At 34.6% G+C, this 21,840-nt stretch carries 15 protein-coding genes, 1 pseudogene and 1 CRISPR repeat array; of the genes and pseudogenes, 5 read left to right on the top strand and 11 right to left on the bottom strand.

The window, feature by feature from the left end:
* The 11 genes and pseudogenes from AVL50_RS33660 to AVL50_RS17200 all read right to left on the bottom strand — a co-directional run.
* Positions 1 to 778 (bottom strand): annotated as a pseudogene (locus tag AVL50_RS33660) (IS256 family transposase); the annotation flags it as partial.
* On the bottom strand, positions 763 to 1,020 hold the full coding sequence (locus AVL50_RS17245) for a hypothetical protein (RefSeq protein ID WP_062617742.1): 258 nt from the start codon (positions 1,018 to 1,020) through the stop codon (positions 763 to 765). The gene AVL50_RS17245 and the pseudogene AVL50_RS33660, both read right to left, overlap by 16 nt.
* Before the next feature lie 79 nt (positions 1,021 to 1,099).
* Entirely contained in the window at positions 1,100 to 2,542 is a 1,443-nt protein-coding gene (locus AVL50_RS17240) for a hypothetical protein (RefSeq protein WP_062617741.1), read from the bottom strand.
* On the bottom strand, positions 2,543 to 3,943 hold the full coding sequence (locus AVL50_RS17235; RefSeq protein ID WP_062617740.1) for a hypothetical protein: 1,401 nt from the start codon (positions 3,941 to 3,943) through the stop codon (positions 2,543 to 2,545).
* Between the two features lies 1 nt (position 3,944).
* Positions 3,945 to 5,567, bottom strand: a complete 1,623-nt coding sequence (gene csm5 / locus AVL50_RS17230) for a type III-A CRISPR-associated RAMP protein Csm5 (RefSeq protein ID WP_062617739.1) — start codon at positions 5,565 to 5,567, stop codon at positions 3,945 to 3,947.
* Positions 5,564 to 6,661 carry a type III-A CRISPR-associated RAMP protein Csm4 gene (gene csm4, locus AVL50_RS17225; protein ID WP_062617738.1) on the bottom strand — a complete coding sequence of 366 codons (1,098 nt, stop codon included), beginning with the start codon at positions 6,659 to 6,661 and terminating at the stop codon, positions 5,564 to 5,566. Before csm4 ends, csm5 begins: the two co-directional genes overlap by 4 nt.
* A gap of 59 nt (positions 6,662 to 6,720) precedes the next feature.
* Positions 6,721 to 7,470: a type III-A CRISPR-associated RAMP protein Csm3 gene (csm3, locus tag AVL50_RS17220; protein ID WP_063850767.1), complete on the bottom strand. Its 750-nt coding sequence runs from the start codon at positions 7,468 to 7,470 to the stop codon at positions 6,721 to 6,723.
* 26 nt (positions 7,471 to 7,496) lie between these two features.
* The gene (gene csm2 / locus AVL50_RS17215) at positions 7,497 to 7,904 is read right to left on the bottom strand and encodes a type III-A CRISPR-associated protein Csm2 (RefSeq protein WP_062617737.1); all 408 of its coding nucleotides are present in this window, start codon (positions 7,902 to 7,904) and stop codon (positions 7,497 to 7,499) included.
* A gap of 10 nt (positions 7,905 to 7,914) precedes the next feature.
* Complete coding sequence (cas10, locus tag AVL50_RS17210; RefSeq protein ID WP_062617736.1) at positions 7,915 to 10,470, bottom strand: type III-A CRISPR-associated protein Cas10/Csm1; 2,556 nt, start codon at positions 10,468 to 10,470, stop codon at positions 7,915 to 7,917.
* Between the two features lie 3 nt (positions 10,471 to 10,473).
* Positions 10,474 to 11,145 carry a CRISPR-associated endonuclease Cas6 gene (locus AVL50_RS17205; protein WP_062617735.1) on the bottom strand — a complete coding sequence of 224 codons (672 nt, stop codon included), beginning with the start codon at positions 11,143 to 11,145 and terminating at the stop codon, positions 10,474 to 10,476.
* Between the two features lie 173 nt (positions 11,146 to 11,318).
* Positions 11,319 to 11,756 carry a hypothetical protein gene (locus AVL50_RS17200; protein WP_062617734.1) on the bottom strand — a complete coding sequence of 146 codons (438 nt, stop codon included), beginning with the start codon at positions 11,754 to 11,756 and terminating at the stop codon, positions 11,319 to 11,321.
* Between the two features lie 89 nt (positions 11,757 to 11,845).
* Here AVL50_RS17200 and cas1 point away from each other — a divergent pair, with 89 nt between their 5' ends.
* The 5 genes from cas1 (at position 11,846) to AVL50_RS17175 (ending at position 21,818) form a co-directional block, all read left to right on the top strand.
* Positions 11,846 to 12,832, top strand: a complete 987-nt coding sequence (cas1, locus tag AVL50_RS17195; protein ID WP_062617733.1) for a CRISPR-associated endonuclease Cas1 — start codon at positions 11,846 to 11,848, stop codon at positions 12,830 to 12,832.
* Positions 12,825 to 13,367 (top strand): hypothetical protein, encoded by a 543-nt coding sequence (locus tag AVL50_RS17190; RefSeq protein WP_062617732.1) that lies wholly within the window; start codon positions 12,825 to 12,827, stop codon positions 13,365 to 13,367. Before cas1 ends, AVL50_RS17190 begins: the two co-directional genes overlap by 8 nt.
* Before the next feature lie 2 nt (positions 13,368 to 13,369).
* A complete protein-coding gene (cas2, locus tag AVL50_RS17185; RefSeq protein WP_062617731.1) occupies positions 13,370 to 13,672 on the top strand; it encodes a CRISPR-associated endonuclease Cas2 in 303 nt (100 codons plus the stop codon).
* A 239-nt stretch (positions 13,673 to 13,911) separates the two neighbouring features.
* Positions 13,912 to 17,309: a CRISPR direct-repeat array (repeat unit 37 nt; unit sequence GTCGAAGACCTATATCCAAAAAAATAAGGATTGCGAC).
* A 535-nt stretch (positions 17,310 to 17,844) separates the two neighbouring features.
* Positions 17,845 to 20,037, top strand: a complete 2,193-nt coding sequence (locus AVL50_RS17180; RefSeq protein ID WP_082795883.1) for a glycoside hydrolase family 3 C-terminal domain-containing protein — start codon at positions 17,845 to 17,847, stop codon at positions 20,035 to 20,037.
* Between the two features lie 92 nt (positions 20,038 to 20,129).
* Complete coding sequence (locus AVL50_RS17175; RefSeq protein ID WP_062617729.1) at positions 20,130 to 21,818, top strand: sulfatase-like hydrolase/transferase; 1,689 nt, start codon at positions 20,130 to 20,132, stop codon at positions 21,816 to 21,818.
* The last annotated feature ends 22 nt before the right edge of the window (positions 21,819 to 21,840 follow it).

Raw genomic sequence — 21,840 nt, 5'->3', positions numbered from 1 at the left:
TGTATATCATTTTACGGATCATGGGATCATAACTGAAATAGGCACTTAATTCCGACCAGTTCCGTTGCCATGATTCTATGACAATAGGATACTTCTTCCCCCATTTTTCCTCTAAATTGAGAAATTCGTCTTCTGCAATTTCCTTATTCATGGCCTGATAGACGAGCTTCAAATCTCTCATAAATTCTTTCTGGTCCTTAGAGGCTACATATTTGATTGAACCTCGCACTTGATGAATGACACACTTCTGAATCTCTGTGGCTGGAAAAACGCTGAGAATAGCCTCTGAATCTGTGCAGGCGATTAGAATATCTTCAACTCCTCGGCTTTTGAGGGCGGTAAGCACCTATAACCAAAAGTTTGCACCTTCGCTTTCAGAGATATACATCCCAATCAACTCTTTCTCACCTTCTTTATTGATTGTCAGTTCGTTATAAACAGCACGAGATTCTGTACGTCTATCTTCTCCTTTTACCTTAAAATGAATCGCATCCATCCAAACAATAAGGTAAACATTATCAAGGGCTCTGTTTTGCCATAGCTTTACCTCAGGGGTGATCCTGTCAATAATTCCAGAAAGTGTCTGATTGCTGATAGATACATCATACAGTTCCTTGATATGCTCTGAGATAGCGGCTAAACTCATTCCTTTCGAATAAAGGGAAAGAATTTTTGGAGCCATATTATCTGCAAGGACAGTCTCTCGTTTTGGAATAATACTAGGTTCAAAACTAGAATTACGATCCCTTGGAGTAGTGACCTCTATTTCACCTGCGATGGTTTTGACTGTTTTACTCTTTTTACCATTACGTCTGTTCTTTGGAGCTTTTTTATCTTTTGATTCTCTTCCTCTAAATGAGAAGACATTTCTGCATCAAGTGCACTATCTAAAAATTGTTTTAATAGAGGTGCGAATATACCGCCTTCACCAATAAGTGATTGACCGGATAAAAGTTGTTTTAGTGCTAAGTCTCGCATTTGCTGAAACTCAGCACTTTCTTTTGAGGATTGCTTTGCCATAATTTTCAATATATAAAATTTAAAAATTACGGACAGCGTTTATTTTATACTCTCTGTTCCTAAGGGGATGCAGTTGAGTTTATTTCAGGAGAGCATAAATTTCTGCATTCATATTATCAAAAATCATAACTACATCACCATCTATTACCTCCTCTACTATGGCTTGTTGCTGTTGCATAAATGAAGAAATATTTCCTGTAATTTTTTCAATATCTTCTTTTGAAACGCCTTTAAAACCATGTCCTAGTAAACTCTTATTCCTTAAATTACCGAAGTGATTCAGATCTTTATCATATCCATTATTTAGATTTGAATAAAAATCACAAACAGTGCTGTTAATCTCTAATGATTTATTTAAGAAATAATAAAGACTTTTACCTATGCCAGTAGACAGCTTTTCAAATTTTGTAAACATCAATTGTTTTCTCCCATTAATGTCTTGATAGGCAAAATGCTCAGGATAGTTTGATTCTAAAACAGAATCTTTGCAAGATCTATCAGAGTCCGTTTTTTCAAACTTTCTATCAAACTTACCTTTTCCTTTTGAATCTACTCTCCAAACTTTATCGGAATCATTGATAAGGTCATCTTCTTTTAATTTTTTATAAAAAAGATATTGCCAAATTGCTTCTTCCAATCTATAAATTCTTCCAATAACATCTGCATATCTTCCTTGTTTCACACAAACTACTAGGTTTCCATAGATCAGTTCGATCGCTTTAATCGCCCTATCTTGATATTTTTCATGTTGCGTGATATAATCCGTATCAAGATTATAATAAGACAAAGCCTCTCTACATTTCTCTTTCACCACCTCTGAAACTGGCAATTGCAAAATACCTTCGTAATCATAAACGGAAAGCATTTGATCTACTATTTGTGAAAGAATTAAACCTTCCTGTTTATCAAAACTCGTTACATTAACCTCGCCCGAAATACCTGTAATATTTAAATAATGATATCCTCTGAAAATTCCTGCAAAATGAGATGCTGCACGCATATTTGGAGTTCCACCAGAGTTGCTAATATAAAGATTACCGACACCTGACTTCTGCTTTGTAAATAACTCAGAAAAATAAGTGACTAGCCCCTCAAAATCATTAGGATTCAAAGAGAAAGGTGAATGTTCAGCTTCAAAACCTTTATTTTTAAAGAATTTCAACGCCACTTCTCCAAAATAAAAAGAATCTTGAATGTGTTTAGGTTCCTGTGAAGAAGTACAGAAAACCAATTTAGTATCATTGCTTTTGGCATCTAAATATTCCAATGTTTTTTCTACCATAGGAAAACGAATGGCGTCTTCCATATCGGCATAAGCATCAAAAACTTTTTGACTAATATCTAAAAAAGTAATTCCTTCAGCTCTTAAATTTTTCTTTACTACTCTTTCTTTTCCATCATTTTGGATTTCAAAGTAGCTTTCAATTATTTTTTCTCCTTTATCAGTAATATCAGAGGCTTTATACATATTATCTATTTGAAGATCTCTGTTTCCAAATAGAAAGATGATTGTGTTTTTCATTTATAATTCTAATAAGTGTTTTGTTATTGCTTTATTTGTTTGCTCAAAAATATTCTCACTTGGTAATCCAATTGCTTTGTGCCATTTCTTTTGAATAACATCAAAATGTTTCACTTGTGCATTGACTTGTTTCAGGTTTACTCCTTTTCCATTATGGGCTAAATCATTACGTAGTTTATCAAGTCCTCTACCTTTACCAATGCCTTTATCAAATTTTGTATTACACTCTTCGAAAGTGGATAAAAGATCTAAGAACTCAGGATCACGAAAAATATGATTTGCATATTTTATCATCACAGGTAAAGTAAACCGCTTTGTTCCTAATCCACCCAAAGGTGTCCCTGCATCACGGATTTCTTGTAGTATATTATCAAGGTTATTATTATAATCACCAATTAAATCTAATCCAGTAACTTTTGTAATAGCAGAAAGTAACACCTTCTCAATAAAGATTGAATAATACAAGACGCCATTGCTATAATCCTTTTGTGACCAGAAAAACTCTGCAACAGAAAGTGTTTCACAAATCCTAAAAAACTGCTGTGAAGTAAATATATCTGACCACTTTCCGTATTTACCTAAACTTTTCTGACTTTTGTAATCTACCAATAAATCAAATCCTTTATCATCTAACTCTTGATTGGGAATTGGATTGATAATTTGTTCAGCAAAGTCATCAATCAAACGTTTTCTGTAATCACAAAAAGTCAGCACTTTGAAAATAAGCTCTTTTTTAATGGATTCATTGAGATTGGAAATCAATTCAGCTCCTGCAAGATAATTCCCTCTTTTACAGAACATAATAGCTTGTTCCGTATCAAGGATTTTACGATGTTCTAAATTATCTAACTTTTCAACTTCTGTTTTTTTTGTATTCCAATTTTCATTCAATTGATAAAAACTATATTTAGTACTATCCATCAAGTACTCAACAATAATTTTTAAAGCATTTTTCTGTTGAGGGGTTCCTCCAGTCGTCGATACAATAAAATCAGAACTTGTATTACTCTCTAATATATTTTTTAAGTGTCCCCTGATTTCACTTAGAAGACTATCTTGAGCTATAGCTACAGATTTTAATGGTATTAACTCTACCTCAATTTGATAATTTTCTTCTATGATTTTTTTTAAAATCTGCCCTGCATAAACAGTATCTTGATTAGCTTGTTCTGGGCTTTTTTCAAATTGATCAGAGGTAAAGAGAATAACTTTACTTAAACTGCTTTTCTCTTCATCAAGTAGAACATCAAGAATATTTATTTGAAGTATCTCTTTGTATTCTTCATAGTTTTCGAGAATAAATTGTGTCTCCTCTCTAAAACTCTTTTTTTCAGGGAATTCGTTCTTATTCCAAATAAGATTGCGATTGCCTATATTACTGATTAGAATTTTTTTTAGCATATTATTTTAACCCTATATATTTAGACATCCGAATACTACCTTCTTTAACAGTTAATTCTACAAGTACTTCATCACCTTCAGCTATGTCAGACTTTTCTTTTTTCATTTTCTTTGTGCCTGACATTTTAAACTGATGTACTTCACCATCAATCATTAAACATACTTCCGAATGCGGTGTCCCAACTTTTTTAATTGAAACTTTGACCTGTATATTTGAAGCTAGTTCTTGCCCCAGAGAAGGTATATTTACAACCGTTTTTTTATCTTCTTCTACTACTATTGCTTCTTTTATAACAGGTTCTTCTTTTTCTATTTCATCTACTTTTTTTGTTGCTTCAATAAAGTTCTCTTCCTGTTTTTCAATTACTTGTTCTGTCTCTTTTGTTATTGTTAAGTCAGGAGAAGATAGCTTTATAAAACCCGGAGGATAAAATTCATATTCATCTAAAGTTCCTTCACTGAAAATGAATTTTCTTGATTTATATAATGCTTTTTCTTTGGTTCTACTATGAACATTATAAACTAAATTAAGATGATCTTCTTTCCCTTGTTCTAAGGTTTCTAAATGGCTATTAAACCTCCAGTCTCCGGTCATTCCATGAAAAGAACTTCCTGCCGACATCCTTAAAATAGCATATGAATTATCATTGGGTATTTTCTTTAAAATCAATCTGAAAGATTCAATAAGCTGACTTGTCTCTTTATTATGATAATCAGTACTTTCATCTTCAAAATAGTCAATTTCCTTTAAAATAAATTCTTTAGTATACCTATTGATAATTTTGAATAAGCTGGCTAACTTATCTTTTGAATTAGGAAAAAGATATCTTTGTTTTTTATAAGTAGTCGAGTTATTTGGCGCGTAATATTCAAAATTGGATAGTAGTTTTTCAGCGAATGAAAATCGCACACTACTTTTCTCACCAATTGGCATTACCTCTTGAATTGTCACAAACTTTACAGGGTCAAAATACTCTCCATTTTCATCTAAAGCATGTTTCCAACCTTGATCTAAATCATCACCATATCTATTGTTAATCTTTGAGGGCATTAATTTGGTATGATTAAATTCGCCATCAGTTATTCTTAATAATCTCCCAAGACTAGTATTGATTTTACCAAAAGTATTTTCTTCAATTTCTCTCCATGCTTTTTCTCTTTTATTCTTGAGAAACATATCTGTAGAAACCTTTACTGTATTTTGTCCATTTTGACTATATTTTTTATACAGTTCATTAAACAAGACACTTTTAACAGCTCCTTTTATTGAAGATCCTGGTAAATAAGTTTTACCCATTCCATTTCTAATAAATGTTTTTATTTCTTTACTAGGTAAACCCGTCTCTAATTCAAATACATATTTTGAAATACTATTTAAATCAATGCTTTGTTGTTTTAAATAAGAAGTCAATTTTTTATCAACAATTAGAGAACTAATCCTTTGAATTTCTTTAAGATCCGATGTAATACTGTAAAGCTTTTCAAGATCAAGAACATACACAAACCCATCATCATAGATGAATTCATAATCTTTCATCCAATCTTTTTCCTTCCCTGCTCCAACGTAAACAGGAGTAACAGCTTCAATATCTAGTTGATAATTTTGATTGTATTCTGTATTCATCTTACTTCAGGGACTATTGGTAATAACATTGCTTTGCCAACACGCCATATTGGGTGTGCTGTAGTATTGGTATATTCTTCAAGCTTTGTAATATCAGGTTGAAGATTTACAGATTTCCCTCTTACTTCATTTGGAGTAAATCTAAAAACACTGCCTTCAGCAAACATGTAAACTTCTCTTTTTCGTAAGGCATTAAAAGGCTCCGTGGTTATATATCCCCCTCTTTTTATTAAGTTGTATTTCGCTCCCTCAAGTGCTTTGGATAATTCCTCTTCATCTTTCGGACAGTATAAGGATAATGTCACTGAATAATCTGACTTCAATTGGCACATAGTGTCCCAATGATCCCAAACCTTCTCACTCTTCAAATCGACTTTCTCAAATGAAAATTTACCCATTCCTACATTTCGATCTGTTCCTATGCCTTCATCTCCTAATAATTGAAGAGCAGTTTCAAATAGTGAACTATTCTTTTCATCTCCTTCATAAATAAAGTACAACCCACTACCTTTTGAAAATCTTAGTTTTTCAATATAAAAAGGTGTTGTTTCTTGATCAGGTGCTACTTTTTCCGGTACACTAAACCCTCCAAACACCTGAGAAACATTATCTATACCTGTAGCTGTTCGATCTCTTCGTATAACAACTCTTTGAGACATTTCTGTATCCATCACTTTTCCTATTTTACATTTGGCTAGGAATTTTCCTTTATGGATATAATCTTTCTCGATTGCCAATCCTTTCTCACCTATCAGTTGTTTGAACAAGGATAATTCAATCCACTCTATCTTTTTTATCTTTTTTGCTTCTTCTTCTGATAGTTTATTCGGGTTGAAAGGTTTAAATGGTTTTGGTAAAAAATATGTTGTTTCTTTATTTTCTTCAGCTTGAGCAAAAGGAAATAAAGAACTTATTGTAAAGGGAGGAACTCCATCATGAGGGATAGCTTCTGTTTTACCTAATAGAGCATAAGTACTCATAATTGCGGCGTGCAAAGTATCAGAATGAAGCAAACTTTGAGATTTATCATATCCTTCTGATTCATCCGATAAATGTAAAGGAGTTGAAAAATGTAATTTATAGACTCTTAACATACCTGTTTTTATTCTAAAGAATAACCAATAGAGTATAAACCTCTATTGATTATTGGTAATTATGCTTTTAAACTATCTGGTAATGCTACTGTTGTATAATCAACATCTGAAGCATCTGCTTTTCCATAATAAGTTTCAATATCTCTTTCCAAAACTTGTTCTATATTGAATTTGATTTGACCACTTCCTCTTGAACCACTTCCTCCAATATAGTCATCTTGTAAAAGTTGTAATCCTCCAAAGATTAGTTGAACAGTTTCCTCTTCTGATCTTTCTGAATAAACTTCATGACCTTCATAAATATTTATGACTAATTCAAGATCAAAAGTAGTCCCAGCAGGCACACGTTCTAACTGTCTAGGTGTAGCCGCTGCTGTAATTCTATCCATCACAATTTCAGTCTTTACCTCAGTATATGGTAAATCTGTATTTTTATTGTTTTTTAGAACTTCCTCTTCATCAATTAGCTCGCAATCTCTAAAAATAACTCTCGAAGGAATATTACCTGAATTCCCTTCATTATCTGTTCTTCCAAAAACTTCAGCTACTTTACCTTTTTTACTTGGACCATGTTGTATTTGTTTGCCCTGTGCTCCTCCAATCAAACCATTCGTTTGTTCTAGTAGTGAACGGATTTTTCCTTTTAATGAGCTTCCTGGAATATAAGGTTTATCGGTTAGCGGGTTTTTCACAATTGCTGAGTCAACACCACCGATTTGTAAGTTTAAATTAGAACCTCCAATATGTAGACCTGTTTTTGCTTCAATATTACCTTTGATGATAATCTTTTTAACTAATTTCTTTGCCATCTTTTGTATAAATATTTTTTGTTGAGTTATTTACCGTTATTTGCTTTATGATAAGCTACCACAGCTTCTAAAAACGAAACCAAATTATCATACTCAGCTACATTTTTAGGATCTACAAAATTTAGGAGTTGATTGGTTACTTCTTGAAACTTATTAATCTTTGCATTTCTATTACCTACACGAGCAACAGCGTAAGCTAGTTTTGGTTGTAACATATAAAAATCACTTTGGTTCTGATTAGAACCTTTCATTTGTATTCTCCTAACTTCCCCAAAAAAATTTCTGACTTGTGATGTTGTCATTGCATTTCTACCTGTAAAACCTCGATCATTTAGATCTACAAGTTCTTTAGCTAAAGTTTCGGCAAATTTTACCGCTTCACGGTCCATTCCTTCTTTAATCCATGAGGATTTTATTTCATTAATATTAGACATGATATATTTTTTAATTATTTCTATTCTTCAAATCTGCAATACGTAAAGAAGCATTTATCAAATCAAGCATTCTTTCTTTTGTTGATGCTTGGTAATTGATATTAATATTTTCATTGGAAATAGAGTTCATTTCAAATTTCCCTGTTACTAATGCTTTTTTAAGAGCTTCAAGTAAAGTCGCTTCAGCATTTGATGCTTTCTTTTCTAATTGCGAAAAGTGATAAGCAGAAAGCCACCACCAATCTAGCTTGTTCTCGTTTTTGAGAATCCTGTAATAAGTAAGTTTACCTAAAAGTCCCTTTGCCAAACCAGATTGTAGACGTTCTTCTAAATCTTCAGCAAGTACTTCTACAAAGTCATATTCTTTATCCCAGCTAAAAGTATCACCCGAAATATGATCTTTAACTATTTCATTTAGAGAGTTATCTTCAGCAATACCATGTATCATTAAAGAGAAAGCATTTTTAGCTTCACTATTGAATTTCTTTGCCTTGCTTTCAGCATCACCTGCCATATCTGCAGCTTTACTTATTGGGAATTTACCACCTACTGCAGCAACTCCCGCAGATAGGGATATGTCTTCTCTTCCTCCAACAAATTTCCTAAAATCACTTCTTACTCTCTTTGCAAACGATAATAACATATCCCATCTACCCACAGCAAACACATCGTCACCACCCGAATAAATGATATTTACCCAGTCTTCATATCGCTCTCCTTGATTGGTAATACCACTATCTCTAATCGCATTAAGATAGCCACTAAAGAACAAATCTAACTGGCCTGACAAGAAAGAATAAGAAGCAAAAGATTGATCTTCATTTTGCAAACCTTTAATAAAAATTTGCCCTAGGTTATCTACATCCATTCTTAAGACACCCAATCTCTTGTAACCGATATGCTGAACATCGAAATCATCTACCTCACTGCCTGCCAATTCATCAAATGTTTTGGGTCTAGTTTTCCCTTTTCCATTGATTGTTTGGGCTTGTTTATTACCTCCATATAAGGTAAATCCTCTTGAAAGATTTTTAATCATTTGATCTCCTCCTTTCATTTTGGAAAGAAATAGGATATCATTAATTGATTTCAGCCTAATGATTCCGTCATAATCAGGATCTATAGATGCAAATAGTTGCTTCTCTTTATTAAATACTTGTAACATTTCGCCAATCCCTAAAGGATCAATGGCATTTTTTATTGAAGTTGACTCCTTCGACTCGCCACTTAATATAAACTGAGATTCTTGGAGTGTACTTCCTAACTGAATTTGTTCTAAAACAGCTTTAGTCGCATAAAGTTTTTCGGAACTCTTCTCATCAAACTTATCTAATTCATATTCTTTCTTTCTGGGTACGGGGTCACCTGTTACTACACAACGAGTTGTTGTTGAACCATCATTTATTGCATCACTGGTGGCAATTCCATTTTTTCCAAAAAAAGCATCAAAACCACCTACCACTTTATCTTGACCATTATCTATTATAGGTTCAGCATTAGTAAATAAATGTTCAAAGCGTTTACTTTTCTTCTTTGCCGCTTCATTTGAGGTCGCACCCCATAAAGTAGAAAAAGAATTTACCTTTCTTAAGCTATCTTGGTAAGACGAAAAGACCTCAGCATCTTTATTAATACCAAAAGATACATAACCTAAGCATACATATAAATCCGTTTTATGCTTATTGAAAATTCGTGTTACAATTTCCTTCTCAATTCTACCTAAAGCTTCTTTTACTTTTGGTAAATTGGGTAATAGTAAATAAAACTTTCCTCCAGATGCATAAATAATATTTGGTAAATGCAGGTCAATAGCAACATCCGATAAAATATGATCGATTATGGTTTCTACTAAAAGGTGAAGATAAAAAGAACGCCCTTTTAAACTTTTAGATGCTTTTCTTGAATAAATATTATAGATAAACTTCTGAATTCCAGAAACATCTCCACACAGCATTAAGTATGGTTCTTCTGACTCACTTAAATCTTCAAACTTTAAATTTTTCTCATTGAGGTATTTATAAAGAGATAAGAAGAATGCTGTTTTTGACTTTTCGTACTCATAAAAACTCATTGCAGCAGAAGTAGAATAAGCAGGTAAACACCAAGTGTATTTTTTTGATAAATGCTGAATAATTTCAGCAACTACCCTTGGTTTGCTTCCATTTTCTATTCTATCTATTCCTTCTTCTCTAAAGTTTTTCCAGACTTCTTTATCGCTGCTTTCCTTTTTTACTTGGTTAGGAAAAATACTTTTATTGTCTTCTGATAAAGATGTGAAATTTAGAGATTCAAAATTATAATAGTTTTCATATAAGCTTTGCTTATTTTTAACATGAATATTGTCAAAAATATTTCTCACTTTTTGCTGTGAAGAGTTAGACTTACTTTTCCCATAAGCCATTCTTGTAGCTTCATTGTAAATGATTGATAATTCACGGTCTTCATCAAGCTTAAGATTTGAATGCCTACATTTTGTTTCTATCAATTTTGCACATTCACTATCTCTAGACTTGATTCCCTTCCATAAACTATATAAATACAATTCGCTACTTTCTGATTGTATCATATATTAATTATTGTTTTGCTTTCTAATAATGCCATGTCCAAAGCCTGCCTTTCTACCCAACCCTAAATGATGAGGTATAAAAACATTGGTAGAAAAGTTTAAGCTGAAAGACAACAGTTTTGTTTGCTTAAATTTTATTGATTTTATACTTTCAATTTCTTTAATTTTTACTCGAATTTGTTTATCAATTGTCCAATTGATACCCTTTGCCATTGAAATGATGTTGCCAATCAACTTTGTTTCAAGAAATCGAATCTGTTCCTCTTGAGTGGACATACCAAGATATTCTCTGAACGCCTCAGCACCTAGAGGAAGCCAGTTTGTAATTCTGTAATAGAAGTCTTGGTCCCAGACCTGCATCGTTAGGTGCTTTACATCAAGGTCTTTGATTTTCATCTCCAACCTCCTCCCAGAAATCTCCACACCCCAATCCTTATTTTCAAAAAACTTATGGATTTCATCTACACCCTCGCCTACACAGACAATAGTAGGATTGCGTCCAATACGTTTGTATTGAATTAGTGGATAACCATAACGTAATTTTTCTCCGTCATGATTATGGTATAAGACTGAATCTCTAGGAACTTTAGCGGCTATTGCCCCTCTGAAAGCTGGCACTTCATATGGAGCTATCTGTGCATCAAATTGCACTTTTAATATTTTCAGCTTTTGCATAATACATGTGTATTAGTTTTAGGTAGAAGTTTAGCAAAAAAATTGTTTAAAAAATCTGTAGCATTTAGTTGCATTATTAATGCAACACTTAAAAAGTTACAAGTGAATATAACAATACACTAAACAAATTTTCACATTATTAACATTTATTACAATCATTGTATACTTCTATTTTAATAATATACTTTTCTCAGTATACTCATCTCCTGCTTGTATTTAAAGTGATTGGAGTGTTCGTATTCTCCCCAATACCATGTGAGAAACCAACCCTTCTCTCCCGCTCGACTCTCTCCCCAGTACAGTATAAACTTACTGCCATAGTTATTAGCCTGAACCACAATCTTCTGACCGTTGTTTTCCGTCTTTATTTCATCAATTTTATACACAAACTTCTTCTGATCTGCAGAATCATCCACTCTGACATGTGTTTCTGTAAAACGAATATTCAACCTCCAATTGATCTCATTGATTTCTTTATAAGATCCATCAGATTGACGTTGGTATACCCATGAGTAATCTGCACGATAAAGTTGATCGTAAAACACATTCTGGGCTGATACTAGCGAAGAAAAACATAAAATTATAATTTGTAATATAATATATTTTTTCATAGTTTTATTTAAAATTAGAATCAAACACACCACAAGTATAATTCAGTTCCGTGCAACCTATCTGCACAGTAAACTTTACTTTAAAATCTATGCAACTTTTTATTGACTCTTATGGGGCTTACCTAGGAGTAAAAGATGAAATGTTTTGGGTAAAACCTCAACATAGTACACCACAGTTGGTGGCAGTTCCTAAAGTAAAATGCATTTTTCTTACTAGAGGTGTGAGTGTAAGTACTAATGCTATGCGAATGGCCATTGAAAACAGTATTCCAATGCTGCTGCTTGATGCTATCGGTAAGCCCATTGGTCAGGTATGGAGTGGACAGTTTGGTAGTATTGCCACAATCCGGAGAAATCAAGCTTTTTTTGCAGAAAGCAATAAAGGCATTGATTGGATCAAGAAAATTATTGAAGCAAAAGTCTTGAATCAAATTCAATTGCTGAAGTATTATGAAAAAGAACAAAAATCCATCAACCCCTATCTTTTGGACCTTGAAATTGAATACGAAAAATTAAGAAGAAAAGTCATTGATTTTACGCTTCCTAAAAGTGAGATTAAAGCTACACTAAGAGGCTTGGAAGGATTTAGCGGCAAGTGTTATTTTAAAGCCCTTAATTTTGTACTGCCCAAAAACTGGCAATTTCCTACACGATCTACTAGACCTGCAAAAGACATGTTCAATTGCATCCTCAACTATATGTATGGAATGCTTTATTCTTTTGTTGAACTCTCACTTATGAAAGCAGGTGTTGACCCTTATGTTGGCGTTTTACATGCTGACCAGCATAGAAAACCAGCAATGGTATTTGACATCATAGAATGTTATAGAATATATGTTGATGAAGCTTGTATTGCTTTGGCACAACATGAACTTTTAAGTGAACAAGACTTCCAACGATTAGATGGTGGTGGAATGTGGTTAGGAAATTCTGGAAAACCGATTGTGATTCAGTATTTCTCTAAATTTTTAGAAGCTCCGGTAAGAGGTAAAAAGGAAAAACACAAACGTACCACACAAATCGATCTAGACAGTTTTGCATTGGCTACAATTTTAAAAAAATACAATCATGAATAAGCATGCTATAATTATTACCATTCTTCTATTTTTTCATTTGGTATTGGTGTTCGGACAAGTGAGTATGCCCTACCCTCCTATTGATACAGATTCTACGATTTATGAAGATGGTATCAGCGTCGAGGAACTGGAAGAAATATTACGGACTTCTGATATTGAAGGTGAAAAATCTACTCATGGAAACTATCAACAGAGGTATAAACCCATAGGGAAAAGAATTGGGTGTATATGTATGGACGGTTCAAAACAAGAGAAAAAAGGTAGAGGTGCGTGTTCAGGATTTGGGGGAGTGAGGTTTTGGATTTATCAAGACAATAATAATGAGACTTTATTTCCTACAGAAAGACATATTGAACACCCCGAACCTCTTTCGGAAGAAGAACTTGAACAATTAGCAGGTAGAATGGAGAAAGAAGTGAAACATGGAACGAGAACACCTTTTTATGAAAAGAACTTATTCTATGTAATGATCATTTCTTTGATAATTTGTATTACGGTGATGTATGTGACTAAAGTATTATTTCTAACAAAATAGCGATGAGATATTTAATTTGCTATGATATTAGTGATAACAAACTGAGAACTTCAGTGATGAAAACTATTCTAAAGCATGGTTGTGATCGGATTCAGAAATCAGTATTTATTTCACTGCCACTCAAAAAGAAAGGCTTTCATCTAATGTATGATGAATTAAGAGCACTCCTAGAAGAAAAAGGAGATACTGAAGACAGTCTATTCTTCTTCCCAATGGATAGTAAACAATTACAATCCAGTCAATTTATTGGAAATGAGAACGCTATTCAAAAAATATATTCACATAATTTAACGAAGTACTTTTAGATTTTTTTATTGAAAAACAAGACCTTTAGATGAAATCTACTAAGATTTATACGATTTTTGACGTATTGAATCTCTTTTTTCTATGTCGAAATTTTTGACAGTATAGAAAATGAGTAAAAACACACTAAGTTAAATACTATTTTATCTTAGAATAATTTATGATTTATTCTAAGATAAATTTTCATTATTCCTATTTTAACATTTTTACTCATTGATTTTCAATTTATTGCAAAGAAGCTGTCGAAGACCTATATCCAAAAAAATAAGGATTGCGACTTCTTACGAGAACTTAGTAGGTTACAATCTATATGGTCGAAGACCTATATCCAAAAAAATAAGGATTGCGACAACAACACACTAGACATTATGAAATCCAAACTTGTAACGTCGAAGACCTATATCCAAAAAAATAAGGATTGCGACTTATTAAATGAGTTTTTGATGTTTTTTAATTCTTGTGTCGAAGACCTATATCCAAAAAAATAAGGATTGCGACTGGCTATCTGTTGTCTCTACGATTTCAATTTCAATTCTTGTCGAAGACCTATATCCAAAAAAATAAGGATTGCGACGCATCAGCATGACGCTTACCAAGTTTAGCAGTTGCTGTCGAAGACCTATATCCAAAAAAATAAGGATTGCGACCTCTTAAAATTGTAATATGAATTAACGACCTCTTGTGTCGAAGACCTATATCCAAAAAAATAAGGATTGCGACCACCTCTCCTGTAAAGTATACAGTAAATCCTATTACTTGTCGAAGACCTATATCCAAAAAAATAAGGATTGCGACTCATTTCGATTATGCCTACTGGTACTTTTCTAACTTGTCGAAGACCTATATCCAAAAAAATAAGGATTGCGACCCTTTTGAGTGTCATTCACCTCAATTATTTGAATTTGTCGAAGACCTATATCCAAAAAAATAAGGATTGCGACGATCCTTCACCATAGTGGTAAAGGTTTTGTAATGGGTCGAAGACCTATATCCAAAAAAATAAGGATTGCGACTGCTTTTTGATAACCATTGACTTAATAATAGCATGTCGAAGACCTATATCCAAAAAAATAAGGATTGCGACATGCTCTTGATTACGCATCCCTCGTAACCTTCTAGTCGAAGACCTATATCCAAAAAAATAAGGATTGCGACCGGTTTATATAGAACTGCGATGGCTGATCGTAACTGTCGAAGACCTATATCCAAAAAAATAAGGATTGCGACAGACTATCTTCCCATCTTGCAGTACGCGAAGCTCAAGTCGAAGACCTATATCCAAAAAAATAAGGATTGCGACTATATTCTAATTCAGTTTTCATATATGAAATTATTTGTCGAAGACCTATATCCAAAAAAATAAGGATTGCGACTTCTATATAAACCATTACGGATTTCTAGCTCTTTTGTCGAAGACCTATATCCAAAAAAATAAGGATTGCGACTTCTATATAAACCATTTCTGACTTCTAGTTCCTTTTCTGTCGAAGACCTATATCCAAAAAAATAAGGATTGCGACCTTTTTGAGTGTCATTCACCTCAATTATTTCAATTGTCGAAGACCTATATCCAAAAAAATAAGGATTGCGACTTTCATCACTAAACTTGTTGCGATGTTCTTCTTTAATGTCGAAGACCTATATCCAAAAAAATAAGGATTGCGACTTTATTTTCTTCATATCTTTAGCTTAATATGTTGAAAAGTCGAAGACCTATATCCAAAAAAATAAGGATTGCGACAGTTTTGTAGGCTTTCCTTCTCGTGTACAAGTGTATGTCGAAGACCTATATCCAAAAAAATAAGGATTGCGACTTTAGATGGTATCATTCGACGAACTGGATCTGTTTCGTCGAAGACCTATATCCAAAAAAATAAGGATTGCGACGACAATGTTACCTACGATAACCTTGCTAACCTCGAGTCGAAGACCTATATCCAAAAAAATAAGGATTGCGACCAAGAAGGATAGAGAGCATCACTCTCTATCCCTTTTTTGTCGAAGACCTATATCCAAAAAAATAAGGATTGCGACAACTATTTACATGAATATTTATACACCTTAACATGCGTCGAAGACCTATATCCAAAAAAATAAGGATTGCGACGTGAATGTAACTCTCATAAGGGATGGTTATTTGTATCGTCGAAGACCTATATCCAAAAAAATAAGGATTGCGACTAGTTGTCAATACAATCTCTTACATCAATAACTGTTGTCGAAGACCTATATCCAAAAAAATAAGGATTGCGACCCTGTAGGTGCTACGTAATCTTCTCGTTTCATAATGTCGAAGACCTATATCCAAAAAAATAAGGATTGCGACGCATTTTGTTGGTATATGTTTGACTTATTCATAGTTATGTCGAAGACCTATATCCAAAAAAAGAAGGATGACGACAGCATCTGGAATCCTCGAGGACATGTTGGCTCGAATGACCGAAGAACTAGATCCAAGAAAAGAAGGATGGCGACAACTCTGAAGGTACAGCATTTGATATTCCCATTTCGTCGAAGACCTATATCCAAAAAAAGAAGGATGGCGACACGCAAGGAGAAAATCCTGCGATAGAGTAGCCCATGTCGAAGAAATATATCCAAAAAAATAAGGATTACGACCTATACTGTTTTAGATTCTATAGTTTTGATTTATAGAATCGAAGACCTAGATCCATAAAAAGAAGGATGGCGACTTTACAGTGTGACTCTCAAGCTCAGTGTCAACAATGTCGAAGATCTAGATCCAAAAAAAGAAGGATGGCAACGCCATATGAGCAGGTTTAGGGAATTCACTACCTGATGTCAAAGACCTATATCCAAAAAAATAAGGATTGCGACTTGATCTTCTCAACTGTGTCATAATTACGTTTGAATAGTCGAAGAACTAGATCCAAGAAAAGAAGGATTGAGACATAGTTGCCCCAGCACAGTGTGCTGGCTTAGGGAAATCGAAGAAATATATTCAGTAAAAGAAGGATGACGATATAGGAGTCTTAACTTTGGTTTTTGGATCTTCCTGTCCAATAACTAGATCCAAAAAAAGAAGGATTGAGACGTTTCCATTTGTACTGAAGCATGACCTTTAGACCAGTCGAAGAACTAGATCCAAAAAAAGAAGGATGACGACAGCATCTGGAATCCTCGAGGACATGTTGGCTCGAATGACCGAAGAACTAGATCCAAGAAAACAAGGATGGCGACAACTCTGAAGGTACAGCATTTGATATTCCCATTTCGTCGAAGCCCGATATCCAAAAAAAGAAGGATGGCGACTTCAAATTCCTTTTTAATTAATACAATTCTTTCGTTATCGAAGAACTATATCCATGAAAAGAAGGATTGAGACGTTTAATTTACTCGTTTACCTTTTGAATCTTTCCAAGTCAAAGATCTATATCCAAAAAAATAAGGATTGCGACTTCTTCTTATATTTATTTCTTAGTTTCCAAATGCCTGTCGAAGACCTAGATCCAAGAAAACAAGGATGGCGACGGATCTGAAGTTTTTAAACCAAGTGCACTTAATGTATCGAAGACCTAATATCCAGAAAAATAAGGATAACGACAGCTCTTTTATCTGATGTGAAATTTGTTCACTCATTATCGAAGACCTAGATCCAAGAAAAGAAGGATTCAAAACACATTTAATAGCCCCAATATTTTATTAATCTAAAGAGAGCATTTCCATTCAATTTTTATCTTCTAAGAGTGAAGTAAAGTAGATTGTAAACTAAGTTTTCATTCCTTAAATTGAGTTCTTCTTTTGAAGAATAAATAGTTATGTATTGCAGTTCATGAGGGCAATGTAATGCAACATCCCTACAGCATTGCTCTTAATAGGTTATGACAAAACACTTCTCTTTTAATAACCAACAATAATTTCGTTCACTGCGTATTCAGCTATTTTTATTTGTAGCATTCAACCCCCAAGCTCTCCAAAAAGTAATATTCGATTTCTTCCCTCAGCTCCCCTATACCTTCCAAACAAACACATCACATAGCATTCTAAGACAAAATCCCCCTTTCGAGTTGCATCTTTTTCAACTCATAACAATGGACTTTTACTGAACAACAAATCTCCCCCCTCTATTTGTGTAAAATATACACCCCGCCAGCACCCCCAATCTAGTATTTTTGAAACCATAACGGCAGCAAATTTTTTAAATGGTAATGAAATGATTAGATACTTATATGCATTGGGGTGCTTGTTTTTTTTAGTGCCTGCTCAACAAACTATCGCACAGGAAGAATTTATTTGGTTAGATCCTTATAGAGATACTGACGAAAGAATTGATGCACTTTTAAAGGCCATGACTTTGGAGGAAAAAGCCTCTCAAATGGTGGATATCAGTGAGGGAATCCCTCGTCTGCAAATTCCAAAATACAGCTGGTGGAATGAAGCATTACATGGTGTGGCAAGAAATGGTAGAGCTACCGTTTTTCCTCAAGCAATTGGTATGGCTGCCAGTTTCGACAAAGCATTAATTCAAGATATTGCCACTGCCATTGGTGCAGAAGCTAGAGCGAAGTTTCTAGTGGCTCAAGAAATGAATAATAGTTCTCGATATGCAGGACTTACTTTCTGGTCTCCAAATGTCAATATTTTCCGTGACCCTCGTTGGGGACGTGGTCAAGAGACGTACGGTGAGGATCCTTATTTATCTGGACAAATGGGCTTGCACTTTGTAAAGGGATTGCAAGGTGATCATGAAAAATATATTCAAGCCGCGGCATGTGCTAAGCACTACGCTGTACACTCTGGTCCGGAGGAAGACAGACACGTTTTTGATGCTGTTCCGAGCATGAGGGATTTTAGAGAAACATATCTTCCTGCTTTCAAAACATTGGTGAAGGAAGGTAAAGTGGAAGCAGTGATGGGCGCTTACAACAGAGTGTTTGGTGAACCTGCTTGTGGCAGTGATTTACTACTTGAAGAGATTCTAAGAAAAGAATGGGGATTTGATGGTCATGTGGTTTCAGACTGTGGAGCAATTCAAGACTTTTATGCACACCACAAAGTTTACCCGACACCTGAAGCAGCTACGGCAGCAGCTATTAAAGCAGGAACAGATTTAAACTGTGGCAAGGTGTATAAAGGAAGTATCGTAGCGGCGGTAGAGCAAGGTTTAATTACTGAAAAGGAAGTCGATGCTCGTTTAAGAAATTTATTGGAAACTCGTATCAAATTGGGACTTCTAGACCCTGCTGAAATTAACCCATTCAACAAAGTGAGTGGTGATACGGTGGAGTGTGCTTCTCACAGAAAATTGGCTTATGATGCCGCATTAAAATCAGTCGTTTTATTAAAAAACGACAACAATGTACTTCCATTAAAGAAAGATATCAGAACACTTTATGTAGTGGGACCTAATGCCAATAACAGTGAAGTGCTTTTAGGCAACTACTTTGGAGTGAGTGGTCATATGACCAATATTTTAGAAGGAATTGTAAGTAAAGTGAGCTTGGGTACAAGTATCAATTACAAACAAGGTATTATGTTGGACCGTGAAAACCGCAACCCTATTGACTGGTCAACGGGTGAAGCCGCCGCAGCAGATGCTTGTATTGCTGTGATGGGAATTTCAGGTTTGATTGAAGGTGAAGAAGGCGAGGCCATTGCTTCAGCGTCTAAAGGAGATAAAAACGATTTGAATTTACCTGCCAACCAAATTGCTTACTTGAAGAAAATCCGCTCTAAATCTAAAAATCCTTTGATCGTGATTTTGACTGCGGGAAGCCCAGTGAACTTGACAGAGATTGCTGAAATTGCAGACGTAATTCTGTTTGCTTGGTATCCTGGACAAGAGGGTGGTGACGCTATTGGAGATATCATTTTTGGCAATGCTTCTCCTTCAGGAAAACTTCCTATTACGTTCCCTAAGTCAGTGGACCAACTTCCTCCTTATGAAGACTACACAATGGAAGGAAGAACTTATAGATATATGGATGCGGACCCTATGTACCCATTTGGTTATGGAATGTCATATTCTGAATTCAACTACAGTCCTATTTCTTTTTCTAAAGAAAAGTTGAAAGCGAAAGAAGAAGTAGTAGCAAAAGTGACCATCACCAATGCTGGAGAATTTGAAGCAGAAGAAGTAGTACAGCTTTACTTATCAGATTACAAAGTGAAGTTTAATGCACCAAACTCTTCATTGAAAGGATTTGAGAGAGTACGCTTGAAGCCGGGAGAATCGAAAGAAGTGACTTTCAAAATTTCACAGGAAGAGAGACAAATTTTTGACGATAAAGGAAAAGCAATCGACCCGAAAGGGAAATTAAAAATAACAATCGGAAATGCCTCACCAATGCAAAGAAGTGTTGAGTTGGGTGCAAAATTCCAAACAGCAAGTGTGACTATACTGTAACTGCAAGCACAGTACAATGAGAGTAAAGGATATAGGAGGTGTATTATGCCTCCTATTATTTCATTTGATGTGCGAGCACAAACTAAAAAAGAATGAAAAACTTATTACTATTTTTATTTATTACACTACCTATTTTGAGTACAAACGCTCAAAAGAAAACAAAGGAAAGCCGTCCTAACATCATCTTTATCTTGACGGACGACCAGCCTTATGATTACCTAAGTGTGACAGGTAATAAAGTGGTCAAAACACCTCATATTGATCAGTTGGCCAATCAAGGCACCTTGTTTACCAACGCTCATATCACAAGCCCGATTTGTATGCCAAGTAGGGTTTCTATGTTTATGTCGCAATATGAAAGAAAACACGGCGTCAACTTCAATTCTGGAACTGCCTTATCAGAGGAAGCTTGGAAAAATGCTTACCCTGTTGTGATGAAAGAAGCGGGTTACTTTACTGCGTATATCGGTAAGAACCATACGCCACTTGGTAAAAACGGCTATGATTCTAAAGTGATGGAACATGCCTTCGATTATTTTTATGCTGGGCACAGGCATTTAGGTTTTTATCCTAAAGACCGCCACAAAATCTTTAGAGGAGCTGAAAATGATACTCAAATTGAAATCTTAGAAGAAGCTTCTTTTGATGTATTGGACAATAACGAATTCAGAATTAAGGAAGCCATCAAAGTGATGGAAGGCCGACCACAAGATCAACCTTTCCTTCTAAACATCTGCTTCAACCTGCCTCATGGTGCAAGTACTTCTACCATGAAACAAAAGGAGACGGATGATGAGATTTACAGAACCTTATTCAGAGATCAAACACTGCCTCTACCAGAAAACTACATTGCTAAAAAAGACATTAAAACACCAAAACTTCCTGCAGATTTACTTCATGCAGAAGACCGTCAAACCATCTACAGTCATGTAGACACACCTGAAGGAACAAGAGAAAGGCTCACGCGTCAGTATCAAGCAATGGTAGGAATTGACCGTTTGGTGGGTAACCTTACTGAAAAACTAAAGGAATTAAAATTAGATAAAAACACCATAATTGTTTTCTCATCAGACCACGGTCTTTTGATGGGACAGTATGGCTTAGGCGGAAAAGCACTTTTGTATGAGTACTGCACAAAGGTTTCTACAATCATTTATGATCCACGCCTTCCCAAAAAGAAAAGAGTACATAGAAATGACAACCTAGTACAAAGTATTGATATTGCTCCTACAATGTTGGCCAAAGCGGGCATCGAAATTCCAACGGTATATCAAGGAAAAGATGTTTCTGCTTTATTGACTGACGAAAATGCATCTGTAAGACCTTATGTATACACTGAAAATCTTTGGTCTACGCACTTTGGGAACCCAAGATGTGAGGCGGTACAAAATCAAGAGTGGAAATATATTAGATATTATAAAAACGACAACTTCTCTGCCAATAAAAGAATTGAATACGCCAAAGCATTGGGTTTGAATGTCAACAGCGTACTCTATGGCATGAACGATAAAGAAATTCCAGTATACAGAAGTTATGCTGAAAGTCCTCTAAATGGTGAAGAGCCTGTATATGAGGAATTATATCATTTAGCAGATGATCCTAACGAATTACAAAACTTAGCAAAAGACGGCCAATACCAACAAAAACTTGAAGAATTAAGAAAGGTGTGGGCAAAAGAAATAAAAGAGGCAAGAGGTGAAGGACAGCCGTTGGTAGAACGTTTCACCAAAGAATCTGCTTTTGAATTCAAGCAGAAACACAAGCCTATTGTACATGATTAGAAAATTGAAATTAACGGAATGA

This window comes from Flammeovirga sp. SJP92, assembly GCF_001583495.1.
Lineage (GTDB): Bacteria > Bacteroidota > Bacteroidia > Cytophagales > Flammeovirgaceae > Flammeovirga.
This window is presented reverse-complemented; position numbering and strand designations above follow the sequence as displayed.